The organism is Streptomyces sp. NPDC016851 (assembly GCF_055562795.1).
The window spans coordinates 13,013-28,366 of the sequence record NZ_JBVHEP010000019.1 but is presented as its reverse complement, the minus strand read 5'-3'; the positions used below and the strand labels follow the sequence as shown (position 1 = coordinate 28,366).

Below are 15,354 nucleotides of genomic sequence, written 5' to 3'. Positions count from 1 at the left end.
GTCGTCCAGCAGGCGGACGCGTGCTTCGGTCCGGCCCCTCGATGCCGCTAGGGTGGCGGGGATTCGAGCCGGACAACGTGGTCCGGTCCCGGCCCACGTTGAGAAGGTTTTCGGGCTATGCGCATTGGTGTCCTCACGTCCGGCGGCGACTGCCCCGGCCTGAACGCCGTCATCCGGTCCGTCGTGCACCGCGCCGTCGTCGACCACGGCGACGAGGTCATCGGCTTCCGGGACGGCTGGAAGGGCCTTCTGGAGTGCGACTACCTCAAGCTCGACCTCGACGCGGTGGGTGGCATCCTCGCCCGCGGCGGCACGATTCTGGGGTCCTCCCGGGTCCAGCCCTCCCATCTGCGGGACGGTGTGGAGCGGGCCAAGGGCCATGTCGAGGAACTCGGCCTCGACGCGATCATCCCCATCGGCGGCGAGGGCACGCTCAAGGCCGCGCGGCTGATGTCGGACAGCGGTCTGCCCGTCGTGGGTGTGCCGAAGACCATCGACAACGACATCGCGGTCACGGACGTCACGTTCGGCTTCGACACGGCCGTCGGGGTGGCGACCGAGGCCCTGGACCGGCTGAAGACCACCGCCGAGTCCCACCAGCGGGTTCTGGTGGTCGAGGTCATGGGCCGGCACACGGGCTGGATCGCGCTGCACTCCGGCATGGCGGCCGGCGCGCACGCCATCGTCGTACCCGAGCGGCCCTTCGACATAGAGGAACTGACCCGGCGGGTCGGCGAGCGGTTCGAGGCGGGCAAGCGCTTCGCGATCGTGGTGGCGGCGGAGGGGGCCAAGCCCCGGGCCGGGACCATGGAGTTCGACGAGGGCGGCAAGGACATCTACGGGCACGAGCGTTTCGCCGGGATCGCCCGTCAGCTGTCCGTCGAGCTGGAGGGGCGGCTGGGGAAGGAAGCACGGCCGGTGATCCTCGGGCATGTGCAGCGTGGTGGGACGCCCACCGCGTACGACCGGGTGCTGGCCACGCGGTTCGGGTGGCACGCGGTGGAGGCCGTGCACCGGGGCGAGTTCGGGCAGATGACCGCGCTGCGGGGCACCGACATCGTGATGGTGTCACTGGCCGAGGCCGTGGAGACGCTGAAGACCGTGCCGGAGGATCGGTACGACGAGGCGGAGTGCGTTCTCTGAGGTAGTGCTCGGTTGCCGGGTGCGGGCTGTGTGTGGCTGGTCGCGCAGTTCCCCGCGCCCCTGAGGGACGCTGAACCGCCCCCGGTCGTAGTTCTGACCGGGGGCGGTTCTACTCTTGGGGCGGACAACTTGCTGCACACCCCCACGAAACAGGAGCCGGCGGTATGGATCACAGCGGGCACGGCATGACCATGGATCTGCCGCCGTTCACGCTGGGACGAGGGCTGGAGTGGTCGGCCGACCCGTTTTTCCTCATCGCCTGCCTGGCCGGGCTGGCACTGTACGGGTGGGGTGTCGTGCGGCTGGTGCGGCGCGGGGACAAGTGGCCGGTGGGGCGGACCATCGCCTTCGTCATCGGCGTGCTGAGCATCGTGCTCATGATGTGCACCCAGCTCAACGACTACGGCATGGTCATGTTCAGCGTGCACATGGTGCAGCACATGGTGATCAGCATGGTGTCGCCGATCCTGATCCTGCTCGGGGCGCCGATCACACTGGCGCTGCGGGCGCTGCCGACGGCGGGGCGGGGCCGCAAGGGGCCGCGTGAGCTGCTGCTGATGTTCCTGCACAGCCACTACATGCGGATCGTCACCCACCCGGCGTTCACGATCCCGCTGTTCATCGCCAGCCTGTACGGGCTGTACTTCACACCGCTGTTCGACTTCCTGATGGGCTCCACGACGGGGCACATCGCGATGATGGTGCACTTCCTCGCCGTGGGCCTGGTGTTCTTCTGGCCGATCATGGGCGTGGACCCGGGCCCGCACCGGCCGGGCTATCTGATGCGGATGCTGGAGCTGTTCGCGGGCATGCCGTTCCACGCGTTCTTCGGTATCGCGCTGATGATGGCGTCCGAGCCGATGGTCGAGACGTTCAAGAACCCGCCCGCCTCGCTCGGCATCGAGGCCCTGTCCGACCAGAACGCGGCGGGCGGCATCGCCTGGGCGTTCAGCGAGATCCCGTCCGTGCTGGTGCTGGTCGCGCTGCTGTTCCAGTGGTACGCCTCGGACCAGCGTCAGGCCAAGCGTGAGGACCGGGCCGCCGACCGCGACGGGGACAAGGAACTCGAGGCGTACAACGCCTATTTGAGCTCGCTGCACGCACGCGGGAACTGAGTTTTCCCACGCCCCGGATCGCCCGTTTCTCCTCGTTCTGCTCTTTCTCCACAACGCGACTGGAGAGCATTTTCCTTCAGTAGCATGAAACGCGTCGGGGAACCGCAGGGGGGAGCGGTGATGCGGAGGATCGCTGTCCTGGTCGCTTTTCTGCTGGCTCTCGGGGGGTGTGATTCGGGCGGGTCTTTGTCCGAGGTGAAGGCCGTGGCCGCGGGAGTTCCGTCCCTGGCGCCTTTCTTCGCCGAGGACAGCGGGCTCGGCCGGGATGCCCGGGTGCGGTCGCGGGCCGTGCCGGGTGGCCTCCAGCAGGGGGATACGCCGGGGCTGTACGGCGGGACGAAGCAGCAGGGGATCTGTGATGTCGAGCGGCTGAAGCGGTTCCTCACCGCGCCGCGCAACGATCGCAAGGCACGGGCGTGGGCGGCCGCCCTCGACCTTCGCAAGGGCGAGATTCCGGGATATCTGGACCGGCTCACACCGGTTCTCCTGCGTCACGACACCCTCGCCCTGAACCACGACTACAAAAAGGGAAAGGCTGTTCCTTTCCGCGCCCTGCTCCAGGCGGGAATCGCGCTTCTCGTGGACCAGCACGGATTTCCGTCGGTCAAATGTTCGTGCGGGAATCCGCTGCGACCTTTCGAGGGCGACACGAGCCGGATAACCGTCACGTTCGGGGACGGCAACGAGAAGTGGCAGGGTTACGACCGTGCCGAGGTGGTGGTCGTACGGCCCGCTCCCCGGAAGCTGGAGCGCATCGCCCTCGTCGACGTCCAGGACCCCGGCCGGGGCATCGAGCGGCCCGTCGGCACGACCGGTGAGGCCGACGCCGGTTTCGACGCGACGGAGCGGCGGGCCGTGCCACGCGTTGCCGGGACGACGTTCGGGGAGGCCCGCCGACGGCTCGCCGATGCGGGGCTTGCGGTCGCGTTCAGGGGTGCGGAGCCGCCCGCGGAGCATGCCCGCGTCGTCGCGTCGGACCCCGCCGCGGGGGCCGAGCTGCGGTTCGGCGCGCAGGTGACACTGAGCGTGGCGGCGGAATCGGGGACGGAGGGGCGTAAGCCGAGTACGGCGAGCACGCCGAGTACGGCGACGCCTTCGCCCTCGGCGTCGTCCGGTCCCCCTGCCGGCTCCAGGCCTCCGACGAGCCCCGGGCCCACGACGAGCACCGGGCCGACGCCGTCCCGTCCGTCCCCGTCGAAGGCGCCGCCCAGCTCCGTGCCGCCGCCCGCGTCGAGCGCCGCGCCCAGGAGCAGTGCACCGCCCCCGGAGACCAGCTCACCACCACAGGTCACCAGCTCCCCTCCCCGGCAGGTCACCAGCTCACCCCCGACCGGTGGACCGGTCTCGAGCAGCGCGCCGCCGCCGGTGAGCAGTCCGCCCGCGTCCAGCGCTCCAGCGACCACAGCACCCACCCCCGGCACCCCCGTCTAGCACCGCGCCCCCGCCGAACCCTGGAGAACCCTGGAGTCACCGGATGTCCTCAGGATCACCGACGTCGGGAGTGGGCCGGATCATCGCCGGCCGCTATCTGTTGCTGCGCCGGCTCGGCAGCGGCGGCATGGGGCACGTCTGGCTCGCCCACGACCAGAGACTCGCCTGCGAGGTCGCGCTGAAGGAGATCGTGTTCCGCGACCCGGCCGAGGCCGGAAACGAGCGGGAGGCGCGGGTCGCGCGGGCCCGGGCGGAGGCCCGGCACGCGGCGGGGCTGCGCGGACACCCGCACGTCGTCACGGTGCACGACGTGCTGGAGCACGAGGGGCTGCCGTGGATCGTCATGGAGTACGTGACGGGCGCCGTGGACCTGCGGGAGCTGGTGACCCGGCGCGGGCCGCTCGCCCCGGCCGAGTGTGCCCGCGTCGGTCTCGCCGTACTGGACGCGCTGACCGCCGGGCACGAGCGGGGCGTGATGCACCGGGACGTGAAGCCGGCCAACATCCTGCTCGCGCCGGACCGCGCGGGCTCGCCGTACGGGCGGGTCCTGCTCACCGACTACGGCATCTCCGTGCAGCCGGACGCCGGTGAGACGCGGTACACGATGGCGTCCGTGCTGGTCGGCACGGCGGGGTACCTGGCGCCGGAGCGGGCGTCGGGCGGTACGCCGACGCCGGCCGCCGATCTGTTCTCACTGGGCTGCACGCTGTACTTCGGTGTCGAGGGCCGCGGCCCCTTCGAACGGGAGTCGCACCTGGCGGCACTCACGGCGGTGGTCATGGAGGAGCCGGATCCGCCGGCACGGGCCGGGGCCCTGGAGCCCGTGCTGCACGGGCTGCTCGCCAAGGACCCGGAGCTGCGGATGACCGCCCGGGAGGCGGAGGCCGGGCTGTCGGCGCTCGTCACGCCCCATGCGGAGGCGTACGAGCGGACCCGGACGGACCCCGGATCGCCGTCCCCGTGGGAGACCCCGCCCGTGCCCTCACCCGGACCGGACGATCTCGGGCCCGTGGTCGCCCCACCCGGCGCACGGCGTCGCCGGCGCTCCCCCGCCCTCCGGGCCGTCGCCGCCTGCGGACTCGGGCTGCTCCTCGCGCTCGGCGGCGTCTGGTACGCGCTGGCCGACCGGACACCGGGCGGCGGGACGGCGGCGCCGTACGGCGAGGCCGTCGGGCTGGGGAAACCGCTCGCGGACGGGGACTGTGTGCTCGCCGACTGGCCGGGCGGGACCCGGTTCGCCGGCACGCCCCGGCTCTCCCTGGATCCGACCTGCCGGGACAAGGTGCCCGACGGGCAGGTGGTGGCGTTCGCCGAGGCGGCCTCGGCGGAAGAGGCACGGACGCTGGGGCCGGCCCGGTGCGAGGAGCGGACCCGGGAGCTGCGGGAACGGCTCGCCGATGTCCGCGGCCACGCCGTCGTGCCGACCGGCACCGGGTTCGAGGCGGCGGGGCGGCGCACCGCCTGCCTGGTGCTGGGCGCGCACGGGCCGCTGTACGGGCCGCTCGGCGAGCGGCGTAGGTTCGGTACGGCGTTCGCCGACACCGCGACCATGCAGAAGCGTGACTGCCTGGACGTCCGTTCGAACCGGGAGGCGCGGCTGGTGCCGTGCGGCGGGCGGTACGACCAGCAGGTCCTCGGGTTCACCCGACTGGGCGCCGATGTGACGCTCGCCGAGGCGCGGACCTCGTCGGACGCGGCATGCGCCCGGGACGTGGCACCGCGCGACTACGGCTTCGATCCGTCCGTCTACGAAGCCGGTTCGTGGACCAGTGACGGACCCTGGAAATCCGGTACTCATGTCGTCGTCTGCACCGTCAGGAGGCAGAACGGGGGCACCATGGGGGGAAAAGAACCATGAGGAGGGTGTTGCGATGCCCGGTTCCACGAACGGTTCGAACGCGACGAAGACCATGGGAGGCCTCACCGTGGGCGGCCTCGTCCTGGTGACGGCCTACACGGTGGCGCTCGGCAGCAACGGCTGGCTGTGGTTCGGCTGGGTCGTCCTGGGCCTGATCACCCTCGGGATGGTGGTCACCTCGAAGAACGCCTGAGGCTCACTGAACACCTGAGGCTCACTCCGGGATCAGCCGTCCGGCCGAATGCACGCCCGGCTGGTACTTCGGGAGCCGGACGGTGATCTTCATTCCCGCGCCCGTGGCGGTCTCGATGACGAGGCCGTGGTCGTCGCCGTAGACCTGGCGGAGCCGGTCGTCGACATTGGAGAGCCCTATGCCGCCCGAGGGGCTGACCTCGCGGGCGAGGATACGGCGGAGCAGGCCGGGGTCCATGCCCGCGCCGTCGTCCTCGATCACGACCAGGGCCTCGGCGCCCGCGTCCTGGGCCGTGATCTGGATGTGGCACTTGTCGGCCTTGCCCTCCAGGCCGTGCTTGACGGCGTTCTCGACGAGCGGCTGGAGGCACAGGAAGGGCAGGGCGACGGGCAGCACCTCCGGGGCGATCTGGAGGGTGACGGAGAGGCGGTCGCCGAAGCGTGCCCGCACGAGCGCCAGGTAGTGGTCGATGGCGTGGAGTTCGTCGGCGAGGGTGGTGAAGTCGCCGTGCCGGCGGAACGAGTAGCGGGTGAAGTCGGCGAATTCCAGGAGCAGTTCGCGGGCGCGCTCGGGGTCGGTGCGGACGAACGAGGCGATCACCGCGAGCGAGTTGAAGATGAAGTGCGGGGATATCTGCGCCCGCAGCGCCTTGATCTCGGCCTCGATGAGGCGGGTGCGGGACTGGTCCAGGTCCGCGAGCTCCAGCTGGACGGACACCCAGCGGGCCACCTCGCCGGCCGCCCGGACGAGGACCGCGGACTCGCGGGGCGCGCAGGCGACCAGGGCGCCGTGCACCCGGTCGTCGACGGTGAGCGGGGCGACGACCGCCCAGCGCACCGGGCAGTCGAGGAGGTCGCAGGTCAGCTGGAAGGCCTCGCCACGGCCGGTCTCCAGGGGGCCGGCGAGGCGTTCCATGATCTCGGTGCGGTGGTGGGCGCCGTCGCCGTCCCAGACCAGGACCTGTTTCGTGTCGGTCAGGCACAGGGCGTCCGTGCCGAGCAGGGAGCGCAGTTTACGGGCGGATTTGCGGGCGGTCTCCTCCGTCAGTCCGGCCCGTAGCGGGGGCGCGGCGAGGGTGGCGGTGTGCAGGGTCTCGAAGGTGGCGTGTTCGACGGGGGTGCCCAGTCCGCCGAGGCTCTGGGGGCGGGCCGTGCGCCGGCCGAGCCAGACGCCCAGGGCCAGTACCGGGAGCACGGCGACGCACAGGCCGGCCAGGAATCCGCTCATGCCGTCACCTCCGTGCGCAGTTCCTCGGGCAGGTGGAACCGGGCCAGGACCGCCGCCGTGCCCGGCGGCACCCGGCCGGGCGTGGCCAGGGACACCAGGATCATGGTGAGGAAGCTCAGCGGCACCGACCAGAGCGCGGGCCAGGCGAGCAGGGCGTGCAGCGCGCCCTCGCCCGGGTAGCCCGCCATGGTCGCGGCGACGGCGAGGAGGGCCGAGCCGCCGCCGACCAGCATGCCGGCGGCCGCGCCGGGCGGGGTGAGCCGCCGCCACCAGATGCCGAGGACGAGCAGCGGACAGAACGACGACGCGGACACGGCGAAGGCGAGCCCCACCGCGTCGGCGACCGGGAGCCCGCCGACCAGGACGCTCGCCGCGAGGGGCATGGCCATCGCGAGGACGGTCCCGAGCCGGAAGTGCCGTACGCCCCGCGCGGGCAGCACGTCCTGGGTGAGCACGCCCGCGACCGCCATGGTGAGCCCCGAGGCCGTGGACAGGAACGCGGCGAAGGCGCCGCCCGCCACCAGCGCGCCCAGCAGATCGCCGCCCACTCCCCCGATGATGCGCTCGGGCAGGAGCAGGACGGCGGCGTCCGTGTCGCCGGTGAGGGTGAGTTCGGGGGCGTAGAGGCGGCCGAGTGCGCCGTAGACGGGCGGCAGGAGGTAGAAGGCGCCGATCAGGCCGAGGACCGCGACGGTGGTGCGGCGGGCGGCGACGCCGTGCGGGCTGGTGTAGAAGCGGACCACGACGTGCGGCAGGCCCATGGTGCCGAAGAACGTGGCGAGGATCAGCCCGTACGTGGCGTACAGCGGGCGTTCCTCGCGGCTCTCGGCCTGTGCGGGCGACAGGTCGCCGCCGCCGCTGCGCTGCGCCTCGGGGACGGCCGCTCCCTCGGCAAAGGTGAGCCGGGTGCCGCGTTCGACGCGGTGGGTGCCGGCGGGGAGTTCGAGGCGGGTGTCGGTGTGGGTGCGGCCGTCCACGGTGCCGGTCACCGTGACGGTGAGGGGCCGGTCCAGTTTCAGGTCGATGCTGTCGCCGACGCGGACGACGCGCTGCTCGCGGAAGGTGGCCGGTTCGTCGAAGGCGTGACGGGGGGCTCCGTCGCTCTGCCAGGCCAGGACCAGGAACAGGGCGGGGACGAGCAGCGCGGTGAGTTTCAGCCAGTACTGGAAGGCCTGGACGAAGGTGATGCTGCGCATGCCGCCGGCGGCGACGGTGGCGGTCACGACGACGGCGACGATCACTCCGCCGACCCAGTCGGGCGCCCCGGTCAGCACGGTCAGGGTCAGTCCGGCCCCTTGGAGCTGGGGCAGCAGATACAGCCAGCCGACGCCGACGACGAAGGCTCCGGCCAGCCGCCGCACGGACTGGGAGGCGAGGCGGGCCTCGGCGAAGTCGGGGAGCGTGTAGGCGCCGGAGCGGCGCAGCGGGGCGGCGACGAAGAGGAGCAGGACCAGGTAGCCGGCGGTGTAGCCGACCGGGTACCAGAGCATGTCGGGGCCCTGGACCAGGACGAGGCCCGCTATGCCCAGGAAGGAGGCGGCGGAGAGGTACTCGCCGCTGATGGCGGCGGCGTTGAGGCGGGGGCCGACGGTGCGGGAGGCGACGTAGAAGTCGGAGGTGGTGCGGGAGATGCGCAGACCGAAGGCGCCGACCAGGACCGTCGCGACGACGACCAGGGCGACGGCGGGGACGACGTAGTTGGAGTTCATCGGGCGCCAGTTCGATCGTTGTTCATCGGTCGTCGGTCATCGGTCGGTCATCGGTCATCGGTCGGTCATCGGTCTTCGACGAGGCGTACGAAGTCGCGCTCGTTGCGCTCGGCGCGGCGGACGTACCAGCGGGCGAGCAGGACCAGCGGGGCGTAGAGGCCGAAGCCGAGGACGGCCCACTCCAGGCGGCGGGTGTCGGGCATCGCCGCGAAGAGCAGCGGGAGCGGGCCGATGAGCAGGCCGAGGACCGCGAAGACGGTGAGCGCGGCGCGCAGCTGGGTGCGCATCAGGGAGCGGACGTAAGTGTGGCCGAGGGTGGTCTGCTCGTCGATCTCGGTGCGCGGGCGGTAGTAGCCCGAGGCCCTGCGGTGCTGGCGGGGCGGGCCGGTGACGACGACGCGGCGCTCGGTGTGGTCCTGGGGCACCGTCACGTCCTCCTCATGAGCAGGTCGCGCAGTTCGCGCGTGTGGCGCCGGCTGACCTGGAGCTCCTCGGAGCCGACCAGGACGCTGACGGTGCCGGCGTCGAGGCGGAGTTCGCCGATGTGGCGCAGGGCGACGAGGTGGCGGCGGTGGATGCGGACGAAGCCGCGCGAGCGCCAGCGCTCCTCCAGGGTGGACAGCGGGATGCGGACCAGGTGGCTGCCCTTGTCGGTGTGCAGCCGGGCGTAGTCGCCCTGCGCCTCGACGTGGGTGATGTCGTCGACGGCCACGAAACGGGTCACGCCACCCAGCTCGACGGGTATGTGGTCGGGGTCGGGCTCGCTCACGGGGATGCGGGGCGCGGCGCCACGGAGCTCGGCGGCACGTCGTACGGCCTCGCCCAGCCGTTCCTTGCGGACGGGCTTGAGGACGTAGTCGACGGCCTTGAGGTCGAAGGCCTGGACGGCGAAGTCCTCGTGGGCGGTGACGAACACGACGAGCGGCGGCCGGGCGAACCCGGTGAGCAGCCGGGCCAGGTCGAGGCCGTCGAGGCCGGGCATCTGGATGTCGAGGAAGACGACGTCGATCGCCTCGGGCCCACCCGGACCGGACTCCAGGGCCCGGTTGATGCGGCGCAGCGCCTCGGTCGCGTCACCGGCGCCCTCCGCGCTGCCGATGCGGGGGTCCGCGTGCAGCAGGTAGAGCAGCTCCTCCAGCGAGGGGCGTTCGTCGTCGACAGCCAGGGCACGCAGCATGAACCCGGAGTGTAGGGGCGATCCGTACGTCTGGACATGTGCCGGTGGACGTTGCCCCAGGGTGAGGTGCCCGCGCCGGGCCGGGCGCGGGCCGGGATGCCCGTGGATACAGTGCCCGCATGAACAGCAGGTCCACGGCGTTCGACGAACTCGACCGGAAGATCATCACCGCGTTGATGGCGAACGCCCGGACGTCCTTCGCCGAGATCGGCACGGCGATCGGGCTGTCGGCCACGGCGGTCAAGCGCCGGGTCGACCGGCTGCGGGAGACGGGCGTGATCACCGGGTTCACGGCCACGGTGAAGCCGTCGGCGCTGGGCTGGCGGACCGAGGCCTACGTCGAGGTGTACTGCGAGGGCGCCGCCCCGCCGCGGCGGCTCGCGGAGGTGGTGCGCAACCACCCGGAGATCACCGCGGCGATGACCGTGACGGGCGGTGCGGACGCGCTGCTGCACGTGCGGGCGCGGGACGTGGAGCACTTCGAGGAGGTACTGGAGCGGATCCGCCAGGAGCCGTTCATCCGGAAGACGATCAGCGTGATGGTGCTCTCCCATCTGCTTCCCGAGAGCCCTGAGGCGGGCGCCAGCCAGCCGGCGCCGGAGGCGGTCCCGGGCGGCGCAGCAGACGTGCGCTGACCGGCCTCGAGACGCAGTGTTCCTGCGTGGACGCGCAACCTTTGTTCCTTGTCGGGCACCTCCGTCAGTTCCTACCGTTGTGTCAACCCACAGTCACACACCGTGAGGAAGCGGAGGGACCCCTCTGTGCCCGACTCCCGTGTGCCGCGCCGGCGGCGCTACCTCGTCTGCGAACCCAGACACTTCGCCGTGCAGTACGCGATCAACCCGTGGATGCGTCCCGGCGAACCCGTCGACGTCATCCGCGCCCTGGACCAGTGGCAGGCACTGGTCGACACCTACCGTGCCCACGGCCATACCGTGGACACTGTGAAACCCGTTCCCGGTCTGCCCGACATGGTCTTCGCCGCGAACGCGGCGGTCGTCGTCGACGGCCGCGTCTTCGGCTCGCTCTTCCACGCGCCCGAGCGCCGCCCCGAGTCCGTGCCGTACGAGGCGTGGTTCAAGTCGGAGGGCCACGAGGTCTACCACCCCGAGTCGGTGTGCGAGGGCGAGGGCGACCTGGTGCCGGCCGGCCGCTGGATCCTGGCGGGGACGGGCTTCCGCACGACCCGGGAGGCGCACAGCGAGGTGCAGGAGTACTTCGGGGTGCCGGTGATCAGCCTGACGCTGGTGGATCCGTACTTCTACCACCTCGACACTGCGCTGTTCGTCCTCGACGACGACACCATCGCCTACTACCCCGAGGCGTTCTCGCCGGGCAGCCGCGAGGTGCTGGCCCGGCTGTACCCGGACGCGGTGCTCGCCGACCGCGAGGACGCGATGGCGTTCGGGCTCAACTCCGTCTCCGACGGGCGGCACGTGTTCATCTCACCGGGGGCGACGGCCCTGGCCGGCCAACTCGCCGACCGTGGCTACGTCCCCGTCCCCGTCGACCTGTCCGAGTTCCAGAAGGCCGGTGGCGGCATCAAGTGCTGCACCCAGGAGATCCGGGAGATCCGCTCATGACCGCACCCGTCCGCACCGAGGACCCGCAGGAGAGCCGTGGCTCGCGGGAGACCCGTGGCTCGCAGGAGCTCATCCGCGCGGAGGAGCCGGTCCTCGCGCACAACTACCACCCGCTGCCCGTGGTCGTCGCCCGTGCCGAGGGCACCTGGGTGGAGGACGTGGAGGGGCGGCGCTACCTCGACATGCTGGCCGGCTACTCGGCGCTCAACTTCGGGCACCGGCACCCGGCGCTGATCGAGGCCGCCCACCGCCAGCTCGACCGGCTGACCCTGACCTCGCGGGCCTTCCACAACGACCGGCTCGCCGAGTTCGCGGAGCGGCTGGCGGCGCTGACCGGGACGGACATGGTGCTGCCCATGAACACCGGTGCGGAGGCGGTGGAGAGCGGGGTGAAGGTGGCCCGCAAGTGGGCCTACGACGTCAAGGGCGTCCCGGCCGACCGGGCCACGATCGTGGTCGCGGCGGACAACTTCCACGGCCGTACGACGACGATCGTCAGCTTCTCCACGGACGAGACCGCCCGGGCGGGCTTCGGGCCCTTCACGCCGGGCTTCCGGATCGTGCCGTACAACGACCTGGCCGCGCTGGAGGCGGCGGTCGACGAGACGACGGCGGCGGTGCTGATCGAGCCGATCCAGGGCGAGGCGGGCGTGATCATCCCGGACGACGGCTATCTGGCCGGCGTACGGGAGCTCACCCGCCGCAAGGGCTGTCTGTTCATCGCGGACGAGATCCAGTCCGGGCTCGGCCGTACGGGCAGCACGCTGGCGGTGGAGCACGAGTCGGTCGTGCCGGACGTGGTGCTGCTGGGCAAGGCGCTGGGCGGCGGCATCGTGCCGGTGTCCGCGGTGGTCGGACGCCGGGAGGTGCTCGGAGTGCTGCACCCCGGGGAGCACGGGTCGACCTTCGGCGGCAACCCGCTGGCGGCAGCGGTCGGCACGGCGGTCGTCGAGCTGCTGGAGACGGGCGAGTTCCAGCGCCGGGCGACCGAGCTGGGCGCGGTGCTGCGGGACGGTCTGACGGGCCTGGTCGGCAAGGGTGTCGTCGGATTCCGCTCGCGGGGCCTGTGGGCGGGCGTCGACATCGACCCCGCGCTCGGCACGGGCCGCGAGATCAGCGAACGCCTCATGCGCGAGGGAATCCTGGTCAAGGACACCCACGGCTCCACGATCCGCCTGGCCCCACCGCTCACGATCACGGGCGAGGAACTCGAAGGGGCGCTGGGGACGCTGGAGAAGGTGCTGCGGTAAGAGGACAGGAGGTTACGGCGGAGGCGCCCCTGCAGCGGGACGGCCTCCGCCGGGCCGAGCGCGCCACCAGCCACCCCGACCGGCCCCGTACAAGCCGCCCCCGCAGGCCGGAAGGGTGAAGATTGAGGCAAGAGGTGGTAGACCACTCTCAGCGACAGAGAGGTCGGCCGTGGGCGCACACGAGGAGTACGGTCGGCGGCGGTTCGACGTGGCCGACGCCGTGCCCCTGTTGCTCGATCCGCAGGGCGTGGTGACGGGCTGGACCGGCGAGGCCAGGCGGCTGCTGGCGTACCCGGCCGTCGAGGCGGTCGGCAGGAAGCTGGCGGACCTGCTGACGGCCGAGGACGCGCAGCGCGTGCCGGACCTGGTCGAGCGGTGCCGCAGGGACGGCGGCTGGACGGGGCTGCTGACGGCCCGCCACAGGGACGGCCGGCCCGTGAGGGTCGCGGCCCGGATCACCCCGGCCGAGGAGGCGCACGGCGGCGAGCGCTGGCTGGTGCTGCTGTCGGAGCTGGCCGACGCGCCCGGCTGGGACATGAGCCGCACGGTGCTGGAACGGATGGTGTCCGACGCCCCGGTCGGTATCGCCATCGTGGACACGGACCTGCGGTTCGTGTGGTCGAACGCCGCCCTGGAGCAGTTCGGCGGCGGACCGCCGGCCCGGCGGCTCGGCCTGCGCTTCGCGGACGTGCAGCCGGGCCTGGACGCCCAGGCGGTCGAGGCGCAGATGCGGCACGTGCTGGAGACCGGTGAGGCGGTGGTCGGGTACGAGCACGTGGGCCGTGTGGTGTCGGCGCCGCTGCGCGAGACCGCGCACATGCTGTCGTTCACCCGGCTCGAGGACGACCGGGGCCGCCCGATGGGCGTGTACTACACGGTCGTCGACATGACCGAGCGGCACCGCGCCCGGCAGCGGCTGGCGCTCCTGGACCGCGCCAACGAGACCATCGGCCGCAGCCTGGACCTCACGCGCACCGCGCAGGAACTGGCCGACGTGGCCGTGCCGGGACTGGCCGACCTCGTCACCGTGGACCTGCTGGAGACGGTGCTGCGGGGCGCCGAGGTGACGCCCGGGCCGCTCGCGGACACCGATCCGGTAGCACTGCGCCGGACGGGCCACCGGTCCACGGAGGAGAGCGTCCCGCAGGCCGTCGTCGGGATCGGCGAGATCGCGACGTACCCGGCCGGGTCGCCCCCGGTCCGCTGTCTGGCCACGGGACGGACGTGGCACGCCGAGCGGCTCGATCCACGGGACCGGGTGTGGGTCACGGACGTCCCGGGCGGCCCGCGGCCCACGTTCTCGGAGCTGGGCCTGCACAGCGTGATGGTCGTGCCGGTCCGGGCCCGCGGCACCACGCTGGGCATCACCACCTTCTTCCGGCGCCACGGCCGGGAGCCCTTCGACGAGGAGGACCTGCGGCTGGCCGAGGACCTCGTCTCCCGCGCGGCCGTCTGCGTGGACAACGCCCGGCGCTACACGCGCGAGCGCGACGCCGCGCTCGTCCTCCAGCGCAGTCTGCTCCCCCACCGGCTGCCCGAGCTGGACGCGGTCGAGGTGGCCGCGTGCTACCGGCCGGCCGACGAGCTGACCGGCCTGGGCGGCGACTGGTACGACCTCATCCCGCTGTCGGGGGCACGCGTCGCGCTCGTCGTGGGCGAGGTGCCCGGGCACGGCATCGACGCCGCCGCGGCCATGGGGCAGTTGCGCACGGCCGTACGGACGCTGGCCGCTCAGGACCTGCCGCCGGAGGAGGTCCTGGCGCACCTCGACGACCTGGTGGCGCGGTCGGCCCGGGAAGAGGGCGCCGAGCCGGGCGCGGCGGGGTCCGCGGGCACGCAGTGCGTGGGCTCGGGGTGTGTGTACGTCGTCTACGACCCGGTCGACGGCGGGTGCGCGATGGCCGCCGCGGGCCATCCGGTGCCGGCCGTGGTCCTGCCCGACGGCTCGGTCGGCTTCGTCGATCTTCCGCAGGGGCCGCCGCTCGGCGTGGGCGGTCCGCCCTTCGAGGCGGTCGAGTTGTCCCTCGAGGAGGGCAGCACCCTCGCCCTGCACACGGACGGGCTGCTGGCCCGGTCCGAGACCTGGGCCGTCGACGCCGGCCGGGAACGGCTGCGCGGGGCGCTGGAAGGGGCGGGCCCGCTGGAGGCGCACTGCCGGCACGTCGTCGACGCCCTGGTCCCGGCGCGCCCGTACGACGACGTGGCGCTGCTGATGGCCCGGACGAAACGTCTCGGCGCCGAGCAGGTCGCGGCCTGGGACCTGGACCCCGACCCGGCCCTCGTCGCCGACGCCCGCCGCAGGGCCACCCGGCAGCTGGCCCGCTGGGGGCTGGAGGAGCTGGCGTTCACCACGGAACTGGTGGTGAGCGAGCTGGTCACCAACGCCATCCGGCACGCCACCGGACCCATCCGGCTCCGCCTGATCCGGGAGCGCGCCCTGGTCTGCGAGGTCTTCGACACCGGCGCGACCGCGCCCCATCTGCGCCATCCCCGTACGACGGACGAGGGCGGGCGCGGTCTGCTGCTGGTCTCGCAGCTGACCCAGCGGTGGGGCACGCGGTTCGTCCAGGACGGGAAGATCATCTGGGCGGAGCAGTCGCTGACGGAGCTCCCCGAGGTGCCCATGGCGGCGCTCGGGGAGTGAAGTCGAGGCCGGATGCCCCCATAC

The 15,354-nt window shown here is 72.4% G+C and carries 13 protein-coding genes; 9 read left to right on the top strand and 4 right to left on the bottom strand.

What is annotated here, in order from left to right:
• Window positions 1-117 precede the first annotated feature (117 nt).
• The 5 genes from ACZ3I3_RS27365 to ACZ3I3_RS27345 all read left to right on the top strand — a co-directional run bounded on the left by ACZ3I3_RS27365 (window position 118) and on the right by ACZ3I3_RS27345 (window position 5,740).
• The gene (locus ACZ3I3_RS27365) at window positions 118-1,143 is read left to right on the top strand and encodes a 6-phosphofructokinase (RefSeq protein ID WP_467369370.1); all 1,026 of its coding nucleotides are present in this window, start codon (window positions 118-120) and stop codon (window positions 1,141-1,143) included.
• 164 nt (window positions 1,144-1,307) lie between these two features.
• Window positions 1,308-2,258, top strand: a complete 951-nt coding sequence (locus ACZ3I3_RS27360; protein ID WP_467369368.1) for a cytochrome c oxidase assembly protein — start codon at window positions 1,308-1,310, stop codon at window positions 2,256-2,258.
• 84 nt (window positions 2,259-2,342) lie between these two features.
• Window positions 2,343-3,689: a DUF6777 domain-containing protein gene (locus tag ACZ3I3_RS27355; protein WP_467369366.1), complete on the top strand. Its 1,347-nt coding sequence runs from the start codon at window positions 2,343-2,345 to the stop codon at window positions 3,687-3,689.
• 43 nt (window positions 3,690-3,732) lie between these two features.
• Window positions 3,733-5,547 carry a serine/threonine-protein kinase gene (locus tag ACZ3I3_RS27350; protein ID WP_467369364.1) on the top strand — a complete coding sequence of 605 codons (1,815 nt, stop codon included), beginning with the start codon at window positions 3,733-3,735 and terminating at the stop codon, window positions 5,545-5,547.
• 13 nt (window positions 5,548-5,560) lie between these two features.
• The gene (locus ACZ3I3_RS27345) at window positions 5,561-5,740 is read left to right on the top strand and encodes a hypothetical protein (protein ID WP_467369362.1); all 180 of its coding nucleotides are present in this window, start codon (window positions 5,561-5,563) and stop codon (window positions 5,738-5,740) included.
• A 21-nt stretch (window positions 5,741-5,761) separates the two neighbouring features.
• Here the strand turns inward: ACZ3I3_RS27345 and ACZ3I3_RS27340 are convergent, their stop codons facing one another.
• The 4 genes from ACZ3I3_RS27340 to ACZ3I3_RS27325 form a co-directional block, all read right to left on the bottom strand.
• Window positions 5,762-6,967, bottom strand: coding sequence for a sensor histidine kinase (locus tag ACZ3I3_RS27340; RefSeq protein ID WP_399415014.1), 1,206 nt, complete (start codon window positions 6,965-6,967; stop codon window positions 5,762-5,764).
• Window positions 6,964-8,676 carry a sodium/solute symporter gene (locus ACZ3I3_RS27335; RefSeq protein ID WP_467369360.1) on the bottom strand — a complete coding sequence of 571 codons (1,713 nt, stop codon included), beginning with the start codon at window positions 8,674-8,676 and terminating at the stop codon, window positions 6,964-6,966. Before ACZ3I3_RS27335 ends, ACZ3I3_RS27340 begins: the two co-directional genes overlap by 4 nt.
• Window positions 8,677-8,741: 65 nt before the next feature.
• Window positions 8,742-9,101, bottom strand: coding sequence for a hypothetical protein (locus ACZ3I3_RS27330; protein WP_467369620.1), 360 nt, complete (start codon window positions 9,099-9,101; stop codon window positions 8,742-8,744).
• Between the two features lie 2 nt (window positions 9,102-9,103).
• Window positions 9,104-9,853 (bottom strand): LytR/AlgR family response regulator transcription factor, encoded by a 750-nt coding sequence (locus ACZ3I3_RS27325; RefSeq protein ID WP_467369358.1) that lies wholly within the window; start codon window positions 9,851-9,853, stop codon window positions 9,104-9,106.
• 119 nt (window positions 9,854-9,972) lie between these two features.
• Here ACZ3I3_RS27325 and ACZ3I3_RS27320 point away from each other — a divergent pair, with 119 nt between their 5' ends.
• From ACZ3I3_RS27320 to ACZ3I3_RS27305, 4 genes are all read left to right on the top strand, one after another.
• Window positions 9,973-10,488: an Lrp/AsnC family transcriptional regulator gene (locus ACZ3I3_RS27320; RefSeq protein ID WP_467369356.1), complete on the top strand. Its 516-nt coding sequence runs from the start codon at window positions 9,973-9,975 to the stop codon at window positions 10,486-10,488.
• 126 nt (window positions 10,489-10,614) lie between these two features.
• A complete protein-coding gene (gene ddaH, locus ACZ3I3_RS27315) occupies window positions 10,615-11,436 on the top strand; it encodes a dimethylargininase (RefSeq protein WP_467369354.1) in 822 nt (273 codons plus the stop codon).
• A complete protein-coding gene (gene rocD, locus ACZ3I3_RS27310; protein WP_467369352.1) occupies window positions 11,433-12,686 on the top strand; it encodes an ornithine--oxo-acid transaminase in 1,254 nt (417 codons plus the stop codon). Before ddaH ends, rocD begins: the two co-directional genes overlap by 4 nt.
• A 169-nt stretch (window positions 12,687-12,855) precedes the next feature.
• Window positions 12,856-15,330, top strand: a complete 2,475-nt coding sequence (locus ACZ3I3_RS27305) for a SpoIIE family protein phosphatase (protein ID WP_467369350.1) — start codon at window positions 12,856-12,858, stop codon at window positions 15,328-15,330.
• Window positions 15,331-15,354: the final 24 nt, after the last annotated feature.